The sequence below is a fragment of the Acidimicrobiales bacterium genome (genome assembly GCA_036378675.1).
GTDB lineage: Bacteria > Actinomycetota > Acidimicrobiia > Acidimicrobiales > Palsa-688 > DASUWA01.
In genome coordinates this window covers 72492-93364 of sequence record DASUWA010000024.1, presented here as the reverse complement: position 1 = coordinate 93364, position 20873 = coordinate 72492, and the positions used below count along the sequence as shown (strand labels likewise).

The following is a 20873-nucleotide window of genomic DNA, read 5'->3' as shown; positions in this document are numbered from 1 at the left end:
CGCTACCTCCTGCTCAGCCGACTGTTCGACCGGCCGCTTCTTGGCCACATCATCCAGTGTTGCAGTCATCTCCAGCCTTTCTCGCCGAGCTATCAGCTCAGCGTGTCAAGCCAGAAACACCGTTTGGTGGACAGTCCCGCGACGTCCGCGGTTTGGGCATCGGTGATGATTGGTACCCGATTAGTCCCGATGGTTCAAAGATCCAGAAGCCTTCCGGCAAGGCCGGGTAGCGGGGAGTCATTAGCCGCTTGTGTGGTGATACTGAAGGCTCCGCGGCCGTCCGAGCCGACAGGACCGGCCTAGGCGCAGCCACGCACGGCCGTTTTCAGCGCGGCATCGAACTGTTGAAGCGTCGGGGAGCTGGGGTCTGAGCTCTGCTCGGCGTCCTGAAGTGCCTGAGGTCCGATCGCCGTCAAGACCTGGTCGGAGCTGCAGATGGCCGCAGGTGTAGCGAGATGGCCGTCGGTGATCAGCTGGTAGATGAGAGCGGATCTAACAGCTAGCGACTCGTACGGATCGTGAGCTATTGGTGCCGGCTTCCAAGCCGCACCGGGATCGCAGCTCTGGAAATCGACGGTGCTTCCCGTTTGGCTCACCGACGCCGACGGAAGATGCTTGGCCCACGCATTTCCCGCTTCGGCTAGTGATGCGGCCGAGTCGGGGGTGTCGTTGAGGACAGCCATCTCGACGCACACCTGTCCGTTCTGTCTGTACGGAACCATCTGATCCCGCGTCCATCCTTGAACTGCGGACCACGCCTGATCGAACCCGATCTGGTCGCCGAGCATCTCGACAAGCGTCACCTCGCCGAGCCCCGATGCCGGCGCAATCCGGGTAGCGCCCCTCGGCAGGGGTGGAACCGCGACAGAAGGTGGTGCGGCGCCGGCCACGTATGAGCCGGGATCGACGATCTGACCGTCGAGGGTCGGGGGATTCCGGAACGCCGCGTCGACCTCGGAGTTTCCTCCCTTGGCTACGAGAGCGGCGACGAAGGTCGGCCCGAAATCGTAAGGAAACTGTGCCTGGTCGATCAGGAACTTCGGGATGCGATCTTGTGCCGCCTGGCTCTTGGTCTGATCGGATCCCTGACTCTGCTCTTGCGTTAGAAGGTCCTGGTCCGACTGAGAGAGGCTTTGCTCGTATGCGTTCTGCACCCGAACCGCGTCGCCCTCGATCAGCGCGGTTACCGCCGAGTCGTCATCGGCGTGCCCGCTCTTCATACCTTCGAGGTTGAAGTACTGAGCTTGCAGAGCGTGGGTCAGTTCGTGTGCCAGCACGCTCCGCACGTAAGGGGTGAGCTGATCACCGCGAACATAGACCGCGCGGTCGGTGTTTGCGTACTCGCCGACAATGTCGGCCTGCGCGAACTGTTGAGCCGACTTGGCCAGATCGACGTTGCCCGAGGCGACTCCCAAGGCTCGCATCGAGTCGAAGACCGATTGCGCGTCCTGGGCCCGCTTCGGATCCGGCGGGTTCTCCTTAGCAATGAGCGCGTCGAATTTGTACGGGGCCAAGAAATTCACCTTGACCGGGTGCTTCCATGTCAGCCCACGTCGAGCTTGCACGAATTGTGCGATGGGCGCGACCCGCGGGTCCCACGCTGCTGGATATGTGGGTCCCCCTGCCGACCGCTTGATGACGACTCCCGCTCCCGCGAGAGCGATAAGCGCCAAGCAGCCAACGAGCGCGAATACCAGGCGCCCTCTGCGGCCCATGCGTCCTCGGTTCGGGTCTGGCTGCCAGTAGGGACCGGGAGGTGGCGGGCCTCCCCATGCCGGCGGCTGGGAAGCCCAAGCCGGCGGAGTGGGCTGCCACGCCGGTGGCGGGGGAGCTGTCTGCCAGCTTTGCGGGGCAGGCGCGGTTTCCCAAGCCGGAGCGGTGTCGGAAGACGGCGCGGTCGGCACAACGGCATCGAGCGCAACCGGTCGCTGGGATGGCTTTGGAGGTGTCGCCTTAGGCGCGGCTTGCGCACGAAAGTCGCTCAGGAACCCGAGCAAGAGCTGCGGACTAACCGCACTGTTGTCGCCGCAGCTTCCAACCTCGTGCGATCCGCCGCACTCGCACATCATGAGATAGATGATCGGGTCGCCGATCCTTAGGCTTGAGAACGAACCTCCGGCAACGTCATAGACACCGGCACCCTCGGCGTCATCGCAACTCTTCCAGCACTGCAGAACTCCAGAATATTGGTCGAGGTCGACTGGAGCGGATCGTCGCCGAGCGCGACCAGCACCCGCTTCGGACTGGGCCACGTGACTAGCTGAAGAGCTGGGCGGATGACCTCGACGCCGGGTTAGCCTTCGAATGTCGGACGAAAGTGCACTACGGGGGAACTGGAATGCCAACGACAGAGGTCAACGGCCACAAGATCTACTACGAGGACTCCGGTGGCCCAGGTACACCGGTCATCTTCAGTCACGGGTTTCTTATGGACCACGAGATGTTCGCTCCGCAGGTTCAAGAGCTGTCGGACGAGTTCAGGTGCATCACGTGGGACGAGCGCGGATTCGGGCAGACCCGGGTGTCGGCACCGTTCTCCTACTACGACTCGGCCGCCGACTGCCTGGGAATCCTCGACCACCTCGGAATCGAGAGTGCCGTTCTCGCCGGGATGTCGCAGGGAGGCTTCCTCTCGCTACGGGCTGCTCTAACTGCACCGAACCGGGTCAAGGCCCTCGTGCTGATCGACACAGAGGCGGGGGTGGAAGATCCGGCGGCCCGGTCGGGGTACGACGCCATGCAGGACGAGTGGATGGCCAACGGCCCGGCCAACGTCCAAGAGGTGGTCGCCGGCCTCATCCTCGGAGGCGGGGTGGATCCGAACCCGTGGTATAAGAAGTGGGCCGACCTGCCCAGAGACGGGTTTCTGTTCGCCTACGGATGCCTTGTTGCACGCGATGACATCAGCCCGCGCTTGGGAGAGATCACCTGCCCGGCGATCATCTTTCACGGGGACGGCGACAAGGCGATCGGGATGGACCGGGCCGAGGCTTTGCGCGACGGCCTGGCCAACTGCCAGGAGATTGTCGTCGTCAAAGGGGCGGCACACGCCGGCAACCTGAGCCATCCCGACCAGGTAAACCAGCCGCTGCGCGAGTTCCTCCGGAAGTACGCCTGATCAGCTGGGCCGGGTGATCCCGACCATTCCGACAACTTCGCCGCGCTCCAAGAGCGGCTTCAGCGTTACCGAAACCCCGACGGTCGAACCGTTCTTCGTTCGCCGCTGGCCTGCGTAAACCGCGCTTCCTCCCTCGCTCACCCTCCGCATGAGGTCGAGGAACTCCGGATCCCGCTCGTCGGCCGGGTTCAGGAGCAGCAGCCCGATCCTCTTGCCGCACGCCTCATGCGCGGTGTAGCCGTAAAGCCGTTCGGCGCCTTTGCTCCACGTGGTGACGATGCCGTCCAGGGTGAACGCGACGACAGCCTGATCCTCGGCGTCGAGCAGTGCCGATAGCAGGGAAGCCTTCTCTTCGAATCGGGCGTGCTCGGACACGTCCTGGACGAGGGCGGTGTAGCCGCGGACCTCTCCGGCCTCGGTGGCGGTGATCCTCAACTCGACCAGAAACTCGGTGCCGTCGGATTTCAGCGCGGTCAAACGAACCGGGTGGCCCAGGAGCCGGGGCTTACCTCCAGCGGCCAGGCGCCGCAGCGCCGCTACCTGCGCCGCCCTTTGAGGCTCCGGAACGAGCATGGTCAGGCTTCGACCCAGGACCTCCTCGGGGGTGTACCCGAACATCCAGGCGGCAGCACGATTCCAGGTGGTGATCGTCCCGGAGAGGTCGGCGCCGATGATCCCATCCTGGATCGAGTCGGTCAGCGACCTGAGCCGCGCCTCGGAAAGCCGCATAGCCTCGTTGGCCGCGCGACGCTGGTCGACGTCCTCGATCTGCGAGATGAAGTATGCGGGGCTTCCGTCAGGATCGTGCACGAGAGAGACGGTTAGGTTGATCCATACCTGTGTGCCGTCCGGACGCAAGTACCGCTTCTCCATCCGGTAGTTCGGTATGTCCCCGGCGATGAGCGCCTGGACGAGCGCGAGATCAGCGTCGAGATCATCCGGATGAGTTATGTCCTGGAACGTCAGGGTGTTCAGGTCGGCCGCGCTATATCCAACTATGCGGCACAGCGCATCGTTCACCTGCAGGAACGCCCCGTCCAGCGCCACGATTGCGCACCCGATCGGGGCGTTGGTGAAAGCGACTTCCCAGGCCTCGCTGGTCCAGTCCGGCGTGGGCCGCCCGCCGCTCATTCGCTGCTCCTCGTGTACGAGCCGTATGACCGGCGTGGCGGCTCCGGCGACGAGAGCAGAGCGGAGATGCGCTGCCGGGAGACACCGAACGAGGCGGCGATCTCCTCGATCGTCATGCCTTCCGAGCGGAGAGCCCTGGCGTGCGCACGCCGGAACCTTGCCGACGCTTCGTGCAGCTCCTCGATGCTGGCGGTGAGCAACTCGACGATCAGCGGCCTCTTTTCGCCGGCGACGACCTTGGCCCATCCGAGGCCGGCTTCCCGCAAGGTCCGCAGGTAGCGGGCCCGCTCGAGGATCTGCTCACTGCGCCTGACGTTGGCGTCAAGGACGTAGATGAGTTCCGCCAAAGCGCTCAGGGCCTCGTCGCGCTGGTCGCTTCTCACATCTTCATGTATCGGCACCATCTTCGGAAAGTGACTGTAATTGACCCAGCGGTAGCGTCGACCCTTACCGGCAATCATTGATTGCCTCGGACAAAAATGGGCAATTCGCCTAAGGGGTCGGATGCCTCGCCGGAGCGCTGACAATGACCATTGACCTACTGGGTTTCACCTACCCGGCTGGGAGCCGGAACCTGATGGTCGTACCCCGACCTTGTACCGCGGCGAGCTCGACGGTGCCACCGTGCGGGCTAATTCGCTAATTAATTATTTAATTATCGCCTCGACGATCGACAGTCCGAGTCCGGCGCTCAGGAGGCCGCCGCCACCTCAATGGGAGCCGGGTTGGAAAAGACCATGGCGTCGTCGTCGATGCCCTTGAGCTTCAAGGCTCGGTAGTCCCGAAGGTAGCTCTGGTACACCTGCCAGGGATACCTAGAGCCCTGTTTCGGGAAGCGATCGGCTGACCTCAAGACATAGCCGGACGTCAGGTTCAGCAGAGGTTTCGCGACGACCGAAGGATCACGGTTGACCGGGGTGCACTGGCGCATACCCGTGGAGTGCATCCGGTTCAGCAGTCGGGTTACGTACTGGCAGGTGAGGTCGCACTTGAGCGTCCACGACGCGTTCGTGTAGCCGATCGCCATCGCGATGTTGGGCACCCCCTCCAGCATCATGCCCTTGTAAGCCAGCTTCTTCGAAACGTCGACCTTCTCCGAATCCACGATCAGCTCGACGCCGCCGAGGAACAGTAGCTCGAGGCCCGTTGCGGTGATGATGATGTCGGCCTCGACCTCCTTGCCAGATACAAGGCGGATGCCGTTCTCGGTGAATGTTTCGACCTGGTCCGTGAGCATCGAAACTTTTCCGTCACTGATCGCCTCGAACAGATCGCCGTCCGGAACCAGGCAGAAGCGCTGATCCCACGGGTTGTAACGCGGGGTGAAGTGGGTGTCGATGTCGAACCCAGGAGGAAGGGACGCCTCGAGCTGCTTACGCAGGAGCTTCTTCACGAGCTCCGGACGATGGCGGCTCAGCTGGAAGAAACCTTGGGTCAGAAGCGCTTTCATCCACCTGACGGCCGGACCGGAGACCTTTGAGGGCAGCACCCTCCGCAGCCAGTTGGCAATCGGGTCCTTCGCGGGAAGCGACGTTATGTAACTCGGCGACCGCTGAAGCATCGTGACATGACTGGCAAGTTCGGCCATCGAAGGAACCAGGGTCACCGCCGTGGCGCCGCTGCCGATGACGACGATGCGCTTCCCCGAGTAGTCGAGCTGTTCCGGCCAGGCTTGCGGGTGGATGATCGTCCCCTGAAAACGATCCATCCCCTCGAACGCAGGCAGATAGCCCTTGTCGTAGCGGTAGTAGCCGGAACACGAAAAGATGAATCCGCAAGTGAGCTCCACACTTTCACCGGTGCGCACGTTCTCGGCCGTTACGCACCACAGGGCTTCCTCGCTGGACCATTCGGCGCGTACGACCCGGTGGCCGAATCGAATGCGTTCGTCTATCGCTTCGGCTGCCGCGGTGTCCTTGATGTACTGAAGGATCGAGTCCCCGTCGGCGATACTTTTTTCCCCGTCCCATGGCCGGAACGAGTAGCCCAGGGTGAACATGTCCGAATCGGATCGGATGCCCGGATAGCGGAACAGATCCCAGGTCCCGCCGATGGAGTCGCGCGCCTCGAAGATGGCGTAGCTGGCCCACGGGCACTCGGACTGGAGATAGTGGCCGGCGCCTATTCCCGACAGGCCGGCGCCGATGACGAGAACGTCGAGATGCTCCATGGAAGTGGTTCCGCTCACGCGGCCGCGTTGAAGAGCTTGTCGTTGAGGGTCCCATTGTCGCCGAAGAGCGCCTCCCGCCATCTCGCAACCAGCTCGTCGGTATCGCGATCGTCGGGATGGAAGTCAGGACGGTCGTAGTCCTTCAGCTGGTTCCATAGCTCACGGCTCACCAGCGGCGACCGGCGGAAACTGCGCAGGCTCTTGAAGACGACCCTGGGCTTGTATGCCTCCCGGTCTCGCAGGAGCGAGGACAGGATCTGAATGGTCATGCCGAGAACGAACCCGATCCGGATGAAGCGCATCGTCCAGACCCGTACGCGCTCGCTGCCGCCGACCGCCTTGAAGACGTCGAAGGCCACTGCCTTGTGCTCCGACTCCTCGAGCGCGTGCCAGACGAACAGGTCGCGAACGGCCGGGTGCCCGAAGTGCCCCCTGACCTCTTCGTTGGTTAGCACGAGCTCGGCGAGCGTGGCGGTGAAGTGCTCGAGGGCGGCAGTTGCGGCGAGGTTGGTGATCGGGGGGGCGAAACGGGTGCGAAGTTCCAAGCCCTTCCGGGTGAGCCACTCCACCTCTTTGGTTGGATACCCGAGCTCGGACAGCCTCTCGTTGAAGGCGCGATGCTCACGGCCGTGAACCGACTCCTGGCCGATGAACCCGGCAACCTGGCGCTTGAGGTTCGGATCGGTGATCTGGTCCCGGTAGTGCCGGACGGAGCGGACGAAGAAATCCTCGCCGTCTGGGAACACCGACGACAGGGCCGAACCCACGTGGCTGAGGATCAGGTCTCCGTCCTCGGCGAAATGCCGGGGGACCTCTCCGAACGATTCCTCGAACGCCATCCTCCGGGTGGGGACCGAGCGCCCGGCGTTGCTGGTCTGAACGGGGGGCTGTGCGGTTTGAGCGGTCATCTTTTTCTCCTCCCCAGCGCCTATACCACCAGGGTAGAGGATTTGAGTATTTCCTTCAAGTTCTCAAATCTGTTATTCTCGTCACATGGCGACAGTTGAAGCCGCCGACAGCAGACCCGCTGGCAGGCGGGACGGGGCCAGCAAGGGGGAACAGACCCGCCAGGCCATCCTCGAGGCGGCCATAGCCCGGTTCGGCCGGGAGGGCTTCCGCACCACAGCGGTGGCCGACATCGCCAGAGACGCATCGGTCGGCGGATCCCTCGTCTACGCCTACTTTCCGAACAAGGAGGCGCTGTTCCTTGCTGCGGTGGACGAGGATGCGGCCGCGGTGATCCACGACGGCGTGGACAGCCTTGTTGCCGAAGGCGACATCAACGAGTGGCGGCGGAAACTGATCTTCACCCTGCTCGCCTCGCTCGAACATCATCCCCTAGCGCGCCGGCTGCTCGCGGGTCTCGAGCCCGAGGTCACCATCCGCGTGCTCGAGACGCCCGCCCTTGCCGAACTGCGCAAGGCGAGCGCCGAGCGTCTTCGGTCCGAGCAGGCGAGGGGAACGATCCGGCCTGACATCGACCCGGTCGCCGTCGCGAACGGCCTTGTGGCGATCACGTTGTCTCTTTTGATGTCGGTCGTGCAGATCGGGATAGGTGCTGCCGAGCTTTACGCCGACGATGTCGCCGCTGTCTTGCAGGCTGCGCTTGAAGTATCAGCCCAGCATCTGCCGCACGACGCTCGCAATATCGAGTCCCCATTGACGGACCTGAGGTGCCGGTAGGTAGGCAGTCCCGTTGGCCGTGTGATCTTCGGTCGGTATGGCGATCCACCTCTGATGACCGGTGGGATCGATGAAGTACAGCGTGTCAGAGTGGACCACGTCGACGTTGGGATTGGGTGCCTGCACCGCGACGCCGTACTTCTTCCACGCACCTTGGAGTTGATCCACCGAACCGGTCAGGAAGTGCCACTCGGGCAACTGGTTCAGGCCCTGTTCGTCTGTGAAAGCTGCAACGTCGGACTGAGCGAGATGGAAGGGATTAACGTTCACACCGACGAACGCAACGTTCGAGACCGCGGAGCCCAGCTCCCGGTGTGCGACGACGAACTCCTGCGAGATGATCGGGCAGATGTCGGTGCAGTGCGAATCCATGAACTCGAGCACGATAACTTTGCCCTGCTGCTCGAGTGCGGCGAGCGAGACCGTCTGACCGTTCTGGTCGAGCAACGAGATGTCAGGCGCAGGCGCTCCTTGCGCGGAGGAAAGCCCCATGAACTCATCTCGCGTCGTCGCAGTCGCGGCCGACTTCGTCGCGCCCTTGCGAACCACTGCGATGGTTCCGACCACCACCACCGCAGCGAGGAGCAACAGGGTGAGGATCAGCTGGAACCGGGATGGAAGCGGGATCCGCCGGCCCGGAACCGTGTGCGACTGGCTCACGGATTGACTGCTTAGCCGACCCAACACACCGGTACACGTCAGCCGAGCGGAGAGGGGGGGATTTGAACCCCCGGACCCCTGTTAGAGGTCAACTCATTAGCAGTGAGTCCGATTCGGCCGCTCTCGCACCTCTCCTTTGGCTACGGAAGATACCACCGCGCGGCGAGTCGGGGAGCAAACTACCTGGTAGATCGTGGGTTCGCGACGCAGGACACGGCAATCAACGGCAAAGACCGGTAGCAATCGGCGAGCGGTTGAAAACTCAGAATCACTGAGTTGGTTAGTGACGTTGGTTAGTGACATGTAGCCGGTGTTTTCGGATCACCGGCCGCGTCTACCGGCTTCCCGATGGCCAAGGCTGTTGCCTGGGATTTCGGCGACCATGTTCGCGGGCACCGAGGGGCCTCCAGTCGAGGAGGAAGATTCTCTGTTTCGGTAGGTCAATCCGTGTGGATCCGGACCGTCTCCCACGCGATGTCCTCTTGATCAAGAACTGACGGAAGGACACCAGCGGCGGCTTCTGCGGAGAGCCATATCGTGGCGCCGGATAGTTGCCCTACCGCAACTGCCTCGAGGTTCAGAAGATTCAGCCGAGGATGACGCTTGGCGAACTGGGCCATGCGAGGAACAGTTGCTCGCGAGTCGGGAAGTTCAATGTCGCTGCGCAGTTCGAGGAGACTCAAGATCGCCTGGTCTTGATGGTCTCTGTCCAACCCCTGGAACGGTCCCGACAGATGGCCACCCGCCCCCAGCACTGCCGCGCGACATGCCCGGTAGTACCAGTAGAAGGTCGTGCACAACACAACGTCTTCGCCCTTGAGGAGTCCGAACAGCAACTCCTCTATCAGCAACCGGTCGTCGACTACGACGAGGTGCGAAGTTGGGGGCACGCCAAGTACTGATCGCCAAGATCTGGATCGTCAATCGCTGCGATCCCGGTCGCGTAGCGATCTCGCAGTACACGTCGCAGTTCGTGGCGCGCCACATCCACCCCTCCGGGTACCACCAGGGCGGCATTGCCGAGGTCGATGAATCCGATCTCCCCACCCCCCTCGATGCCCCAACGGTGGCGTAGGTCGGCCGGCAGGCTGGTCTGTCCTCGGTGGGACACCCTCGCGTTCGTCGTTGTAGACATGGCGTGCATTGTAACCGACTCCAACGCACAAGGCGCCCGCTGGCCCACACCAGTTCCGGCAGTCAGTTGGTCGCGGTCACCCCGTGGGCGGCGGCGTACGCGTCCAGCTCAGACAGGAGCGCGTCACGCCTCGAGGTAGGTATCCAGGCGATCTCGAAGGCGTTGCGGGCGAGGCGGGTCACGTCCACGGCAGAAAGGTGCGCCTCGGCCGCGATGGCCGTGAAATTCTCGGCCACGTAGCTGCGGAAGTAGGCCGGATCGTCCGAGTTCACGGTCACCCTAACGCCGTCGTGTAGCAAGGTGACGATCTCCGTGGCCTTCATGTCCGCCGTCACGAATGAGTTCGAAATGGGGCAACAGGTCAGCCCGATGCCGCGCTTTTTCACCTGTTCGACCAGCGCGGGTGACTCGACGATGTTCGTGCCGTGGTCGACGCGGTCCACCCCTATGTCCTCGACCGCCTGCCGGATGTGTTCGATGCTGCCCACTTGGTCGATGTCACAGTGCATGGTGAGCTGAAATCCCTCCCGCCGGGCCCGTTCGAAGACGGCGGCGAATTTGGAGGGAGGGTTGTCACGTTCATCCGAGTCCAGGCCGACGCCGATGATCCACTCCTTGTAGGAAAGAGACTCCATCAGGGTGGCCATGGCGTACTCGGGGGAGAGGTCGCGCAAGAAGCACATAATGAGCTCCGCTGAGATGCTGAACTCGGCCCGGGCGGCCACGACAGCCTGGCGGTAGCCGTTGATCACCGTGGGGAACGGGATACCCCGGCCGGTGTGAGCCTGGGGGTCGAAGAACATCTCGACGTGCCGCACGCCCTGTGACGCCGCCTTCGCCAGGTAGGCGAAGGCGAGGTCGCGGAAGTCCTGGGCCGTGACCAACACCTGCATGGCCGGGTAGTAGACCGCGAGAAAGCTCGACAGTGAGTCGAATTCGTAGGTCGCCTCCACCTCGGCGACGGTGGTTTGCGCCAGAGGGATACCGTTGCGCTCGGCCAGCTCGAGCTTGAGCCCCGGTTCGAGAGTGCCCTCGAGGTGGAGGTGTAGCTCACACTTGGGCAGGCCGGCGATGTACGACTTCAGGTCCACTTTTGAAACCACCTCTCGGCTAGGTGACCGTGGCCCCGAGCGTACGAGGAGGTCAGCGGCCATGACTCCCCGGCTCTATTACGACCCGGTGAACACTGCCCGGGTGGAGGTCCACCAGATCCGCGTGGTCGGACAGAATGTCGCGGTGCGGGAGCTCGAGGGGTCGGTAGTTCACAACAGCACCAGCGCGCTCGAGCACGCCTGGCACGCTGTGCTGCAGACCAGCGAGCTGGGCGACGAACCGGTCCAGGTGTGGCTGCTGGGACGACCGTGGTGCCTGGTGCGAACGGAGAACGGCCGGCTCGCCGGGTGGGCGGACCGCTGCCCCCACCGACTGGCGCCACTCTCGGCGGGCAGGGTCAAAGGCGATGGGATCCAGTGCGGCTACCACGGATGGACCTTCGCCTCCGACGGCCGCTGCACCACGATCCCGGCGACCGAAACCGCTCCACCGGCCCGGGCCGCGGTGGAGATCCCCTGGGGACTGCAAGAGCGCCACGGTCTGGTGTGGATGGCCCCGGCCGAGCCGGCGTGCGAGCTTTTGGAGTTCCCGGAGTGGGACGATCCGGAGTTCGTCACCGGCTTCAGCGAGGTGGTCCGGACTCGTGCCGGCGCCGCCCTCCTGGTGGACAACTTCCTCGACGCCGCCCACTTCCCCTTTGTCCACGCCGCGTCCTTCGGTGTGCCGGACGCGGCTCGCGTGCTCGACGACGGGATCCGCCGTGAGGGATGGACGGTGGAGACCGTCTTCCAAACCTGGTACCGGGAGGGCGGCGCCGTGCAGCGGCAACTGCTCACCAAGAAGGGATCGGCTTCACTGACCGTCCGCCTCCGCCTGGATTTCCCGGACACCGGGGCGGTGATCGCCATCCTCTTCAGCTGCACACCGGAACGCCCGGGCCAGTCACGGGTCTACAAGCTGCTCGCCCGCAACGACCTGGGATCGGATTCGGCCGCGCTCAAGGAGTTCATCGCCGAGGAGGACCAGATACTCAGAGAAGATCTGGCGATACTGGAGCGATTCGACCACGAGGCCCTTCCCCTGGACCGCACGTTGGAGCTTCACACGCGAGCCGACCGTCTCAGCCTGGCCTGGCGCAGCGTGCTGGCCGACATGGTGGCCGCGTACGACCGGCCGCGGCCGTAGGGGAATGCCGAGCGTCTCCACGCATGTGCTGGACGGGGCCGGCGGCGGACCGGTCGAGGGTGTCCGTGTGGAGGTGCACGATTCGGAGGGTCGTCTGGTCGGCTCGGCCGTCACCGACGAACGCGGGCGGGCGGAGGAAGTAGCCGTCGGCCTTCCCCCCGGCCTCTACCGGCTCACCTGGCAGCTAAGCGGTTTCCTCTCGGAGGTGTCAGCTCGAGTGTCACTGAATGAGGAACGCCGGTACCACGTGCCTCTACTGTCGTCCGGCCACTCGGCTGTCGTGTACCTCGGTGTCTGAACAACCGGCGCTGATGCCGGCGGCCTCGCTCGCGTCGATGAACCGCGACGAACTGGCGGCCGCTCTGCGCCCGTTGTGGGAGGACGCAAGGCCGATCGCGGACCGGCTGCACGGCCGTCGGTTCGACTCATGGGCCGATCTGATCGGGGCAGTGGAGCAGGAGATCGGGGTGGCCACCGACGAGTGGAAGGCGGAGGTACTGCGGGCTCATCCCAGGCTGGGCGAGAATCCAGAACGGTTGAAGACCCGGAGCCGGGAGTCGTGGTCGGAGCAGCGAGCCGGCGGAGACCTGGACGCAGCCACCGCCGCCCGGCTCAAGGAGCTCAACCGTCGTTACGAGACGAAGTTCGGATTCCCGTTCGTGGAGTGGGTCGCCGGGCGCCCGCTCGATGAGATCGCAGAGGTCATGGAGTCACGTCTGGGCAACTGCCGCGCCGATGAATTGGACAAAGGCTCCGCCGCCCTCGTCGCCATCGCCCGCGCCAGACTCCGCCGTATCGAGACCTTGACTGCGTGTAGTGGAGAAGGGACGGTTCTGTGACTCTGATGTTCCTCAACGGCACGGCGATGTCCGGGCAGAAGGACTATGCGTGCCACACCGGTTCGACGTTCCTCGGGCCGGCGCGCACCACGGCGGGCTACCGCTTCTTCGCCGTACGCGACGAATTCCCGGGCCTGCTGCCGGTGGGTTCGGGCGGCCGTTGCATCGAAGGCGAACTGTACGACATGCCGGACCCGGTGCTTCGGAACCAACTCCTGCCGGCTGAGCCGCACGAACTGGAACTCGGCACCATCACCTTGATCGACGGGGAGCAGGTCCACGCCATGCTGCTGCAGCCCGAGCGGCTGAAACCGGGGGACCAGGTGGTGGACATCTCCGAGCTGGGCGGCTTCCGCGCCTACCAGCGGTTCCTGGCCTCCAACCAACGGCTCGATTCGGTACTCCGACCCGGGTGCTGACAGCGGAGGCAGACGCGGTGCGGCTGCTCGGCCGCATCGAGCAGCTGGCCAGTGCCAGCTCGACGCCGGGGCCGGGCGTGACCCGCCTGGCCTGGTCGGAAGAGTGGCGCCAGGCGGCCCGCATGCTCACGGAATGGGCGGAGGCGGCCGGTGCCCGCGTCGCGGTCGACGCGGTGGGCAACGTGGTGGCCGAGCGGGCGGGAGATGTGCCTTCGGCGCCGCCGCTGGTGACGGGGAGCCATCTGGACACCGTGCCGGGAAGTGGCCGCCTCGACGGGGCGTACGGAGTCGCGGCCGCATGGGAGGTGCTCGCCGCGCTGCACGATGCCGGCGTCCGGTTACGGCACCCGGTGCGGGCCGTGGCCTTCGTCAACGAAGAGGGCGTGGTGGCCCCGCCGTACACAGGGAGCCGGGCCGCGGCCGGCCGTCTCGTCGGGCCGGAGGTGGATGAGCTGCGGCCCATCCTCGTCCGGGCCGGCTGCGATCCTGCGGGACTGGACGCGGCTGCGTGGAAGCACGTGGCGGCAACGGTCGAGCTCCATGTTGAGCAGGGACCCGTCCTCGACCACGAGCGGGTGCCGATCGGGGTGGTCACGGCAGTGACCGGCCAGCAGCGGGGCAGCATCGTCGTGACCGGCGCGGCGAACCACGCCGGGACGACACCGATGTTGCTGCGCCGCGACGCGCTCGTTGCTGCGGCGGACCTGATCCACGCCATCTGCCGCCTGGCCGGGGAGGGACGCTGTGACGTGGCCACCGTCGGCCGACTGGAGGTCGAGCCGGGGGTGGCGAACGTCGTCCCGGGCCGGGTGGAGATGACCTTCGACCTGCGCTCCGGGGACAATTCCAGGCTCGAGGCGGCGCTGGCCGGGTTGGAGCAGGCGTGCGCCGAGGTGCGGGAGGCCCGCCGAGTCGAGGTGGACGTCGTGGCCCAGGCGCGCACGGACGCGATCCCGATGGACCCCGTGCTGCAGGATCTGATCGAGGAGAGCGCCTCGGCGCTAGGTCTCCCGTCCCGACGGCTGCAGAGTGGGGCCGGACACGACTGCGCCATCCTGGCTGGTCTCGGCCCGGTGGCGTTGATATTCGTCCCTAGCATCGGCGGGGTCAGTCACCACTCCAGTGAATCCACACCGGACGCGTCGCTGGTCGACGGCGCCCGGGTGCTGCTGCGCACCGTGGTGGAAGCGGACGGCGGGATCGATGCCTGACGGGTACCCCAGGGACCTGGCCGGCTACGGCGAGCATCCCCCGGACGCCCAGTGGCCAGAGGGGGCGCGCCTGGCCGTCAATGTGGTGGTCAACTGGGAGGAGGGAGGCGAGAACAACGTCCTGCACGGAGACGCCGCCTCCGAAGCGGCCTTCCAGGACGTGATAGGAGCGGAGCCCTGGCCCGGCATGCGCCACCCGAACGTCGAGTCCATGTTCGAGTACGGCAGCCGAGCCGGCGTCTGGAGGCTTCTGCGCATCCTCTCCGACGTCGGCGTGAAGGCCACCATGTTCGCGGTGGGCATGGCCGTCGAGCGGTCCCCCGGAGTGGTGAGCCGGATGGCCGACATGGGACATGAGATCTGCTCCCACGGATATCGGTGGATCGACTACCGATCGGTGGACGAGGCGACGGAACGACGGCACATCGCGTTGGCCGTGCGGGCCATCGAGAACGCGACCGGCGACCGACCGGTCGGGTGGTACACCGGCCGGTGCGGGCCGAACACCCGGCGACTGGTGATCGAGGCAGGCGGGTTCCTCTACGACTCGGACTCTTATGCCGACGATCTGCCGTACTGGACGGTCGAGGCCGGCCGCCCCCACCTGATCGTCCCCTACACACTCGACGTCAACGACGTGCGTTTTGTCAGTCCCGCCGGCTTCTCCTCCGGGAACGATTTCTACTCGTACCTCAAGGATTCCTTCGACGTGCTCTACGCCGAGGGCGCCACTGTTCCCAAGATGATGTCGATCGGGCTGCACACCCGGCTTACCGGCCGGCCAGGTAGGAGCGCGGCGCTGGCCCGCTTCCTCGACTACGCGCTCGGCCACGAATCGGTCTGGTTCGCCCGCCGGGACGAGATCGCCCGCCACTGGGTCGCCACCCACCCGTACCCGGGCTGACCGGTCAGCCGCAGGGCCCGGTGACCACCGACTCGACCAGGCCGGCGATGATCTGCTCGCCCGTGTCCCCGTCCAGCGAGCGGTACCACCCCTCGGTCGCCTCCCTGTCGACCGCATGGGTCAGGTCCGACCGCTTGCGGGCGCGCCGTACGATCTCCCGGGTTCGAGGCGCCCGCTCCTCCTGGTAACGGCGGAGAGCGTCCGTCACGGAGCGGTCGGTAGAAGCGAGGTGGCGCGCCAGCACGAGGGCGTCTTCCATCGCCTGGCACCCGCCCTGCCCCAAATCCGGTGCCATCGAGTGGGCGGCGTCACCGAGAAGCACCATCCGGTCTCGGAACCAAGCGGGCACGGCCGGGAGGTCGTGGATGAGCACTCGGTTGACCTTCGAATGGTCGATGGCGTCCATGACGGAGCGAACGGGTGGCGCCCACCCTCCGAACGCCTGCTCCAACTCCTCGGCCGGCGATAGCTTCGGATCGACTCCGTCCCGAAGGCTCATCGGGATGTCGAAGAAACAGTAGACGGCGGCCTCGCCGCACGGCATGACCGACGCCCGGCGCCCCTCACCGACCCACGTGACCCACGTGCCGGGAGCGGTGGGGGCGGAGGCCGCCGGGAGGATGGTGTTGAAGTTGACGTAGCCGACGTAGCACCGCTCCACCGGCCGGCCGACTACCAAGGTGCGGAGCAGCGAGTGGGTGCCGTCGGCGCCCACGACGACATCCCCCTCGAAGTCGTAGCCGTCGGAGAAGTGGGCCACCGCCGTGTCGTCATCCGACTCGGCGCCGGTGCACCGCCGGCCGACGTGGATGTGCTCCTCCCCGACCGCATCGATCAGGAGGTCCTGTAGGGCGGAGCGCGCCAGCGGCCGGGCCCTCTCACCGACCGTGGCGTAGAGCGGTTCGAGTGAGAAATCGGTGAGGGTTCGCCCGTCGGAAGAGGCGTACGCCATGCGGTCCATCCGGCCGGCGGCGGCCGCCACCTGCGGTCCCAACCCGAGTTGAGACAGGACCTTGACCCCGTTCGGCCACAGAGAGATGCCAGCTCCTACCGGGCGGAACACCGCCGCCTGTTCGAACACGACCACCTCCTGGCCCGTGGCCCGCAGCGCCAGGGCCGCGGTGAGGCCGCCGAGCCCTCCCCCGACTATCCCGATCCGGAGGCGCCGCAACGGACCCTCAGCGAGCGGCGTTTTTCACGAAGTCCTGCTCGCCGTACCGCTCGGGCTTGTCACCGGCGTACCAGCTGCCCCGGACGTGGCGGCGCCGGGCGTCAGGCTCAGTGGCCATGGCCGCCGAGTGCCACAGGTAGCAGTCGTGGAAGAAGATGTCCCCTCTCTCGGCGTACACCGCCACCTCGCCCGGGATCTTCTCGAACCGGAGTGGCATGGGGAACGGAGGGGGCTGGTCGGTGTATCCGCCGGCGGGGGCTGAGCCAGGAGGCACCAACGCCCCGTTGACGTTCTCGTAGGGCGCGGGCGTGGCCCACAGGTGGCTGCCCGGGACGGCTCGCAGAAAGCCGTTCGGCGGGCCGGTCTCGTCGATGTTGACCGTCACCGCGGTGGAGGGCCACATGCTCAGGTGCGGCGAAGACTGCCAGTCGCTGTGCCAGCCGATCCGTTTGTAGCTGCTCAGCTCCGAGGGGCGGGCGTCCTGGTAGACGAAGCCGAAACGGTCCTCGTCGCTGGACCAGCATCGGTCACCGTGCAGCGCCCGGATCACCGCCATGACCGGTGCCGACCGGGTTATCGCACGCGCCGCGGGCGAGAGCTCGGTGATTCGCAGTACGTAGTTGGCGAAGGCCTCCGCCTTATCCGCCGCCCCCTCCTCGACCAGCTCCAGCGTGCCGTAGCGGTCATCCAACTCTCCCGCGAGCAGCTGCTCCTGAGCCTCGCAGCACTCGTGTTCGAGATCCGACAACGCGTCGTCGCCGATAGCGCCGCGAAGCACCGCGAAGCCTTGCGCCTTGTAGGAGTCCACCAGCCCGGCAATGTCGTCGACACCGAACACGTCCATCTCCGGGAAGGTTAAGGCCGCTTCGTTTCAGCTGGGTTACGAGCGGGAGGGTGGCAGCTGAGCCGAAACACAGTGTTCACTTGATTAGGGCCGTGACCGCAGGGATCATCCCAGCGTGCCGACGTTGCTGTTGAAAGGGGCAAGGGTCATCGACCCTTCATCGGGGTTCGACCAGGTCGCCGACGTGCTGGTCCAGCGGGGGGTGGTGGCCGGACGGGGAACCGGTCTTGTAGCTCCGCCGGGATGCGAGGTCATCGACCTGCCCGGGTGCATCCTGACCCCTGCGCTGGTGGACCTGCACGCCCACGTCATGGCCGGTTTGGGGGATTTCTGCGTCGAGCCGGACGCCATAGGAGTCGACGTGGGTGTGCCGGTGGTCGTCGACGGGGGAACGAGCGGTGTCGCCACGTTCGAGGTCTGCCGGCGGGCGATCATCGACCATCCCATGGTTCGCACCCGGGTCCTCGCATTCGTGGATCCGAACCAGCTCTACCTGGCTACCGGAGATTTCATCTGCCACAAGCTCGAGATCGCCAACGACCTCCGTAACCTGGACGAAGAGGCCCTCGCCGCCTGCTTGGAACGGAACTCCGATGTCATCGTCGGCCTGAAGGTGAGGGCCTGCCACGTGGGCGACCCCGAGCACAGCCCCTTCCTGGCCGCGGCCCAGCGGGTGGGCGGGGACAAGCCGGTGATGGTCCACCTGGGCCGATTCCCCCACACCCCCGCCATCACGCCGGCCGCGCTGCTCCGGGCGTTGCGCCCGGGTGACATCGTCACTCACGCGTTTGGTGGCGCCGGCGGGATGGTGGACCGCACCGGCAGGGCGGTGCCTGAGCTGGTCGACGCGGTGGAGCGCGGAGTGCTGCTGGACATGGGGCATTCCGCCACGGACTTCCGCTTCAACGAGGCCCGGCGCCTGATGGACCAGGGCTTCCGCCCGTTCTCCGCCTCCACCGACCTGAACGCCTTCAACGTAGGCGGCCCGGTCTTCTCGTACCTGGAGAACATGACCAAGCTCCTCGCCCTGGGACTCAGCATGGCCGAGGTGGTGGAGATCGGGACGACCAACGCGGCCCGGGCCATCGACCGGAAGGACGAGCTCGGGGCGATCACGCCCGGCCGCCCGGCCGAACTCAGCGCTGTCCGATTGAACGACGATGGGCCGGTCCCGGTCTCCGACGGCGTCGAGACCGTGATGGCCCCGGCGGCGGTCGTGCCGGTGGGCTGCGTCCGGGCGGGCACATGGGTGCCGTCCGCCCGACCGATGAGCTTCGCCTCGGCCGGGCGGACTTGGGGCAAGGCAGTGGAGCACGATGGCTGACCAGACGGTCACGACCGAGGATTTGTGGGAAGCGCTGGAGTACTTCTGGCATCCGGTCGCCAGCCAGGGGGAAGTCAGGTCGGCGGGCGGGGTGCTTCCGGTGAGGCTGCTGAGCAGGGACCTGGTGGTCGCCGAACTCGGGCCGGGCTCGGTCGCGGCCATGGTGGACCGATGCCCTCACCGCTCCACCCGGCTCTCGCTGGGTTGTGTCGAACGGGGCGCCCTCCGCTGCGGATACCACGGCTGGCGGTGGGGGTCCGACGGCAGATGTGTGGAGGTGCCATCGGCGCCGGGGAAACCGATCCCCGAGCGGTTCCGGGTGGACTCGTTCGAGGCCGTAGCGGAGCACGGTCTCGTCTGGGTCCGGCTGCAGGCGGGGGTGCCAACCCGCGTGCCGCCTGCACCGGCCGAGGACGACCCGGCGATGCGGGTCGTGGCCGGAGTGCCGTATACGTGGCCCACTGGAGCCGCCCGCCGCGTGGAGAACTTCGTGGATTTGGCCCACTTCGCCTGGGTGCACGACGGGACACTGGGCGACCGGAGCCATCCTGTCCCACCGGAGGTGGACCTCGCCCGGCAGGGGGGCGAGCTGCGCTTCGACTTCGTGTCCCCGGACATAGACGACCAGCAGCCGACCGCGCTGCTCGGCCCGAGCCGGTACCGCATGCCCATGCCGCTGACGGTGAATATCGAGTTCGAGATTGCTGGCTCACCCGGCGCCCGCCGCCATCTTTGGATGACGGCGTCTCCGCTGGACCCGGGCGTGTGCCGCACTTTCTGGTCGGTGGCCCGCAACGATTCGCTGGACCAACCCGACGAGGACTTCCTGGAGTTCCAACACAAAGTCCTGGCCGAGGACGAACCGGTGGTGTGCAACCAGGTCCCTGCCGAGATCCCGCTCGACGCCGCGGCCGAGCTGCACGCCAAGGCCGACCGGGTGTCCCTGGAGTACCGCCGGTGGCTGCGGGAAATAGCCGAGGCCGGCCGCCGCGGGCGCGACGCCCTGGCGCAGGCGCTCGGCCCGCGCGAGCCGATGGAGGCTCCATGCGCGATCTGAGAGCTCTGCCCAAGGCGCACCTGCACATCCATCTCGAGGGTGCGATGCGGCCGGCGACACTCAAGGAACTGGCAGACGAGAGCGGACGGGACGTCCCGGCGGTCCGGGGGTTCGACGGCTTCGCCGCCTTCGCCGGCATGTACCTGGCCGCGTGCGAGTTACTGGACAGCGCGGCCCGCCTCCGACGGGTGGTGTCAGAGGTGGTGGAGGACGCGGCGGCTGACGGGGTGGTCTGGATCGAGCCGGCGTTCTACGCGCCTCGCTACAGCCACGTCTTCGGCGGTCCCCGGGAGGCAACCGAGATCGTGCTCGACGAGCTGGCCCGCAGCGGGGAGCGGCTGGGTGTCGGCACCGGGCTGATCGTGGCCGCCGACCGGACCGTGGACCCGTCCGAGGCGGTGGAGCAGGCCAAGATGGCGGCGTCGCTCGCCGGCTTCGGGGTGATCGGATTCGGACTGGCCAACGACGAGACCTACTGGCCGCCGGAGCCGTTCGCCGACGCGTTCAGCATCGCCCTCGACGCCGGACTGCTGTCTGTGCCCCACGGCGGGGAGCTCGCCGGGCCGGCCTCTGTCGCCGGCTGCCTCGACGCCTGCGGCGCCCACCGGGTCATGCACGGGATTCGGGCCCTCGAGGATCCGGCGCTGGTGGCGCGCATCGCCGACACCGGGGTGTGCCTGGACGTGTGCCCGTCGTCGAACGTGGCTCTCTCGGTAGTGCCACGGCTGGAGGATCACCCGCTGCCGCAACTGCTGGACGCCGGGGTCATGTGCTCCCTGAACGCGGACGACCCGCTGCTCTTCGGCCCGGGCATCTGGGAGGAGTACGAGATCTGCCGGGAACGGCTCGGCCTGGGCGACGACCTATTGGCCCAGATCGCCATTTGGTCAATGGAGGCCTCGGCCGCACCGATGGATGTCATCGATCGGCAGCTTGCGGCCATCGAAGCCTGGCTGGAATCTCCTTGAG

Annotated in this window: 22 protein-coding genes and 1 tRNA gene; 11 read left to right on the top strand and 12 right to left on the bottom strand. The window is 66.1% G+C overall.

What is annotated here, in order from left to right:
• Positions 1–299 precede the first annotated feature (299 nt).
• Positions 300–1514 (bottom strand): hypothetical protein, encoded by a 1215-nt coding sequence (locus VFZ97_09535; protein HEX6393672.1) that lies wholly within the window; start codon positions 1512–1514, stop codon positions 300–302.
• A gap of 824 nt (positions 1515–2338) precedes the next feature.
• Here VFZ97_09535 and VFZ97_09530 point away from each other — a divergent pair.
• A complete protein-coding gene (locus tag VFZ97_09530; GenBank protein HEX6393671.1) occupies positions 2339–3118 on the top strand; it encodes an alpha/beta hydrolase in 780 nt (259 codons plus the stop codon).
• Here the strand turns inward: VFZ97_09530 and VFZ97_09525 are convergent, their stop codons facing one another.
• The 4 genes from VFZ97_09525 to VFZ97_09510 all read right to left on the bottom strand — a co-directional run bounded on the left by VFZ97_09525 (position 3119) and on the right by VFZ97_09510 (position 7327).
• Entirely contained in the window at positions 3119–4249 is a 1131-nt protein-coding gene (locus tag VFZ97_09525) for a PAS domain S-box protein (GenBank protein ID HEX6393670.1), read from the bottom strand.
• Positions 4246–4632 (bottom strand): hypothetical protein, encoded by a 387-nt coding sequence (locus VFZ97_09520; GenBank protein ID HEX6393669.1) that lies wholly within the window; start codon positions 4630–4632, stop codon positions 4246–4248. Before VFZ97_09520 ends, VFZ97_09525 begins: the two co-directional genes overlap by 4 nt.
• Before the next feature lie 308 nt (positions 4633–4940).
• On the bottom strand, positions 4941–6437 hold the full coding sequence (locus VFZ97_09515; GenBank protein ID HEX6393668.1) for an NAD(P)/FAD-dependent oxidoreductase: 1497 nt from the start codon (positions 6435–6437) through the stop codon (positions 4941–4943).
• Complete coding sequence (locus VFZ97_09510; protein HEX6393667.1) at positions 6434–7327, bottom strand: metal-dependent hydrolase; 894 nt, start codon at positions 7325–7327, stop codon at positions 6434–6436. Before VFZ97_09510 ends, VFZ97_09515 begins: the two co-directional genes overlap by 4 nt.
• Before the next feature lie 85 nt (positions 7328–7412).
• On the opposite strand from VFZ97_09510, the gene VFZ97_09505 reads away from it, so the two are divergent.
• Positions 7413–8102: a helix-turn-helix domain-containing protein gene (locus tag VFZ97_09505; protein HEX6393666.1), complete on the top strand. Its 690-nt coding sequence runs from the start codon at positions 7413–7415 to the stop codon at positions 8100–8102.
• Here VFZ97_09505 and VFZ97_09500 read toward each other — a convergent pair.
• The 5 genes from VFZ97_09500 to add (VFZ97_09480) all read right to left on the bottom strand — a co-directional run bounded on the left by VFZ97_09500 (position 8034) and on the right by add (VFZ97_09480) (position 10988).
• Entirely contained in the window at positions 8034–8762 is a 729-nt protein-coding gene (locus VFZ97_09500) for an SCO family protein (GenBank protein ID HEX6393665.1), read from the bottom strand. The two genes, VFZ97_09505 and VFZ97_09500, sit on opposite strands and share 69 nt — an antisense overlap.
• 47 nt (positions 8763–8809) lie before the next feature.
• Positions 8810–8897, bottom strand: a tRNA-Ser gene (locus tag VFZ97_09495).
• Between the two features lie 305 nt (positions 8898–9202).
• A complete protein-coding gene (locus VFZ97_09490; protein HEX6393664.1) occupies positions 9203–9652 on the bottom strand; it encodes a hypothetical protein in 450 nt (149 codons plus the stop codon).
• The gene (locus VFZ97_09485) at positions 9625–9897 is read right to left on the bottom strand and encodes a hypothetical protein (GenBank protein ID HEX6393663.1); all 273 of its coding nucleotides are present in this window, start codon (positions 9895–9897) and stop codon (positions 9625–9627) included. The genes VFZ97_09490 and VFZ97_09485 overlap by 28 nt, the downstream gene beginning before the upstream one ends.
• 62 nt (positions 9898–9959) lie before the next feature.
• Positions 9960–10988 (bottom strand): adenosine deaminase, encoded by a 1029-nt coding sequence (gene add / locus VFZ97_09480; GenBank protein HEX6393662.1) that lies wholly within the window; start codon positions 10986–10988, stop codon positions 9960–9962.
• Positions 10989–11049: 61 nt separating this feature from the next.
• On the opposite strand from add (VFZ97_09480), the gene VFZ97_09475 reads away from it, so the two are divergent.
• From VFZ97_09475 to puuE, 6 genes are read left to right on the top strand one after another with little or no spacing between them, the layout of a single operon-like run.
• Complete coding sequence (locus VFZ97_09475) at positions 11050–12135, top strand: aromatic ring-hydroxylating dioxygenase subunit alpha (protein ID HEX6393661.1); 1086 nt, start codon at positions 11050–11052, stop codon at positions 12133–12135.
• A 4-nt stretch (positions 12136–12139) separates the two neighbouring features.
• Positions 12140–12433, top strand: coding sequence for a hydroxyisourate hydrolase (locus tag VFZ97_09470; protein HEX6393660.1), 294 nt, complete (start codon positions 12140–12142; stop codon positions 12431–12433).
• The gene (locus VFZ97_09465; GenBank protein HEX6393659.1) at positions 12426–12974 is read left to right on the top strand and encodes a 2-oxo-4-hydroxy-4-carboxy-5-ureidoimidazoline decarboxylase; all 549 of its coding nucleotides are present in this window, start codon (positions 12426–12428) and stop codon (positions 12972–12974) included. Before VFZ97_09470 ends, VFZ97_09465 begins: the two co-directional genes overlap by 8 nt.
• Positions 12975–12979: 5 nt before the next feature.
• A complete protein-coding gene (locus tag VFZ97_09460) occupies positions 12980–13393 on the top strand; it encodes a gamma-glutamylcyclotransferase (protein HEX6393658.1) in 414 nt (137 codons plus the stop codon).
• Positions 13387–14604, top strand: coding sequence for a Zn-dependent hydrolase (locus VFZ97_09455; GenBank protein HEX6393657.1), 1218 nt, complete (start codon positions 13387–13389; stop codon positions 14602–14604). The genes VFZ97_09460 and VFZ97_09455 overlap by 7 nt, the downstream gene beginning before the upstream one ends.
• The gene (gene puuE / locus VFZ97_09450; protein ID HEX6393656.1) at positions 14597–15508 is read left to right on the top strand and encodes an allantoinase PuuE; all 912 of its coding nucleotides are present in this window, start codon (positions 14597–14599) and stop codon (positions 15506–15508) included. Before VFZ97_09455 ends, puuE begins: the two co-directional genes overlap by 8 nt.
• Positions 15509–15512: 4 nt before the next feature.
• Here the strand turns inward: puuE and VFZ97_09445 are convergent, their stop codons facing one another.
• On the bottom strand, positions 15513–16679 hold the full coding sequence (locus tag VFZ97_09445; GenBank protein ID HEX6393655.1) for an FAD-dependent monooxygenase: 1167 nt from the start codon (positions 16677–16679) through the stop codon (positions 15513–15515).
• 7 nt (positions 16680–16686) lie between these two features.
• Entirely contained in the window at positions 16687–17523 is an 837-nt protein-coding gene (locus tag VFZ97_09440) for a phytanoyl-CoA dioxygenase family protein (GenBank protein HEX6393654.1), read from the bottom strand.
• Between the two features lie 115 nt (positions 17524–17638).
• On the opposite strand from VFZ97_09440, the gene VFZ97_09435 reads away from it, so the two are divergent.
• Genes VFZ97_09435 through add (VFZ97_09425) form a run of 3 tightly spaced genes read left to right on the top strand, consistent with a single transcriptional unit; the run spans position 17639 to position 20872 of the window.
• The gene (locus VFZ97_09435; protein ID HEX6393653.1) at positions 17639–18847 is read left to right on the top strand and encodes an amidohydrolase family protein; all 1209 of its coding nucleotides are present in this window, start codon (positions 17639–17641) and stop codon (positions 18845–18847) included.
• Positions 18840–19904, top strand: a complete 1065-nt coding sequence (locus VFZ97_09430) for a Rieske 2Fe-2S domain-containing protein (GenBank protein HEX6393652.1) — start codon at positions 18840–18842, stop codon at positions 19902–19904. Before VFZ97_09435 ends, VFZ97_09430 begins: the two co-directional genes overlap by 8 nt.
• Positions 19892–20872, top strand: a complete 981-nt coding sequence (gene add, locus VFZ97_09425) for an adenosine deaminase (GenBank protein HEX6393651.1) — start codon at positions 19892–19894, stop codon at positions 20870–20872. The genes VFZ97_09430 and add (VFZ97_09425) overlap by 13 nt, the downstream gene beginning before the upstream one ends.
• The last annotated feature ends 1 nt before the right edge of the window (position 20873 follow it).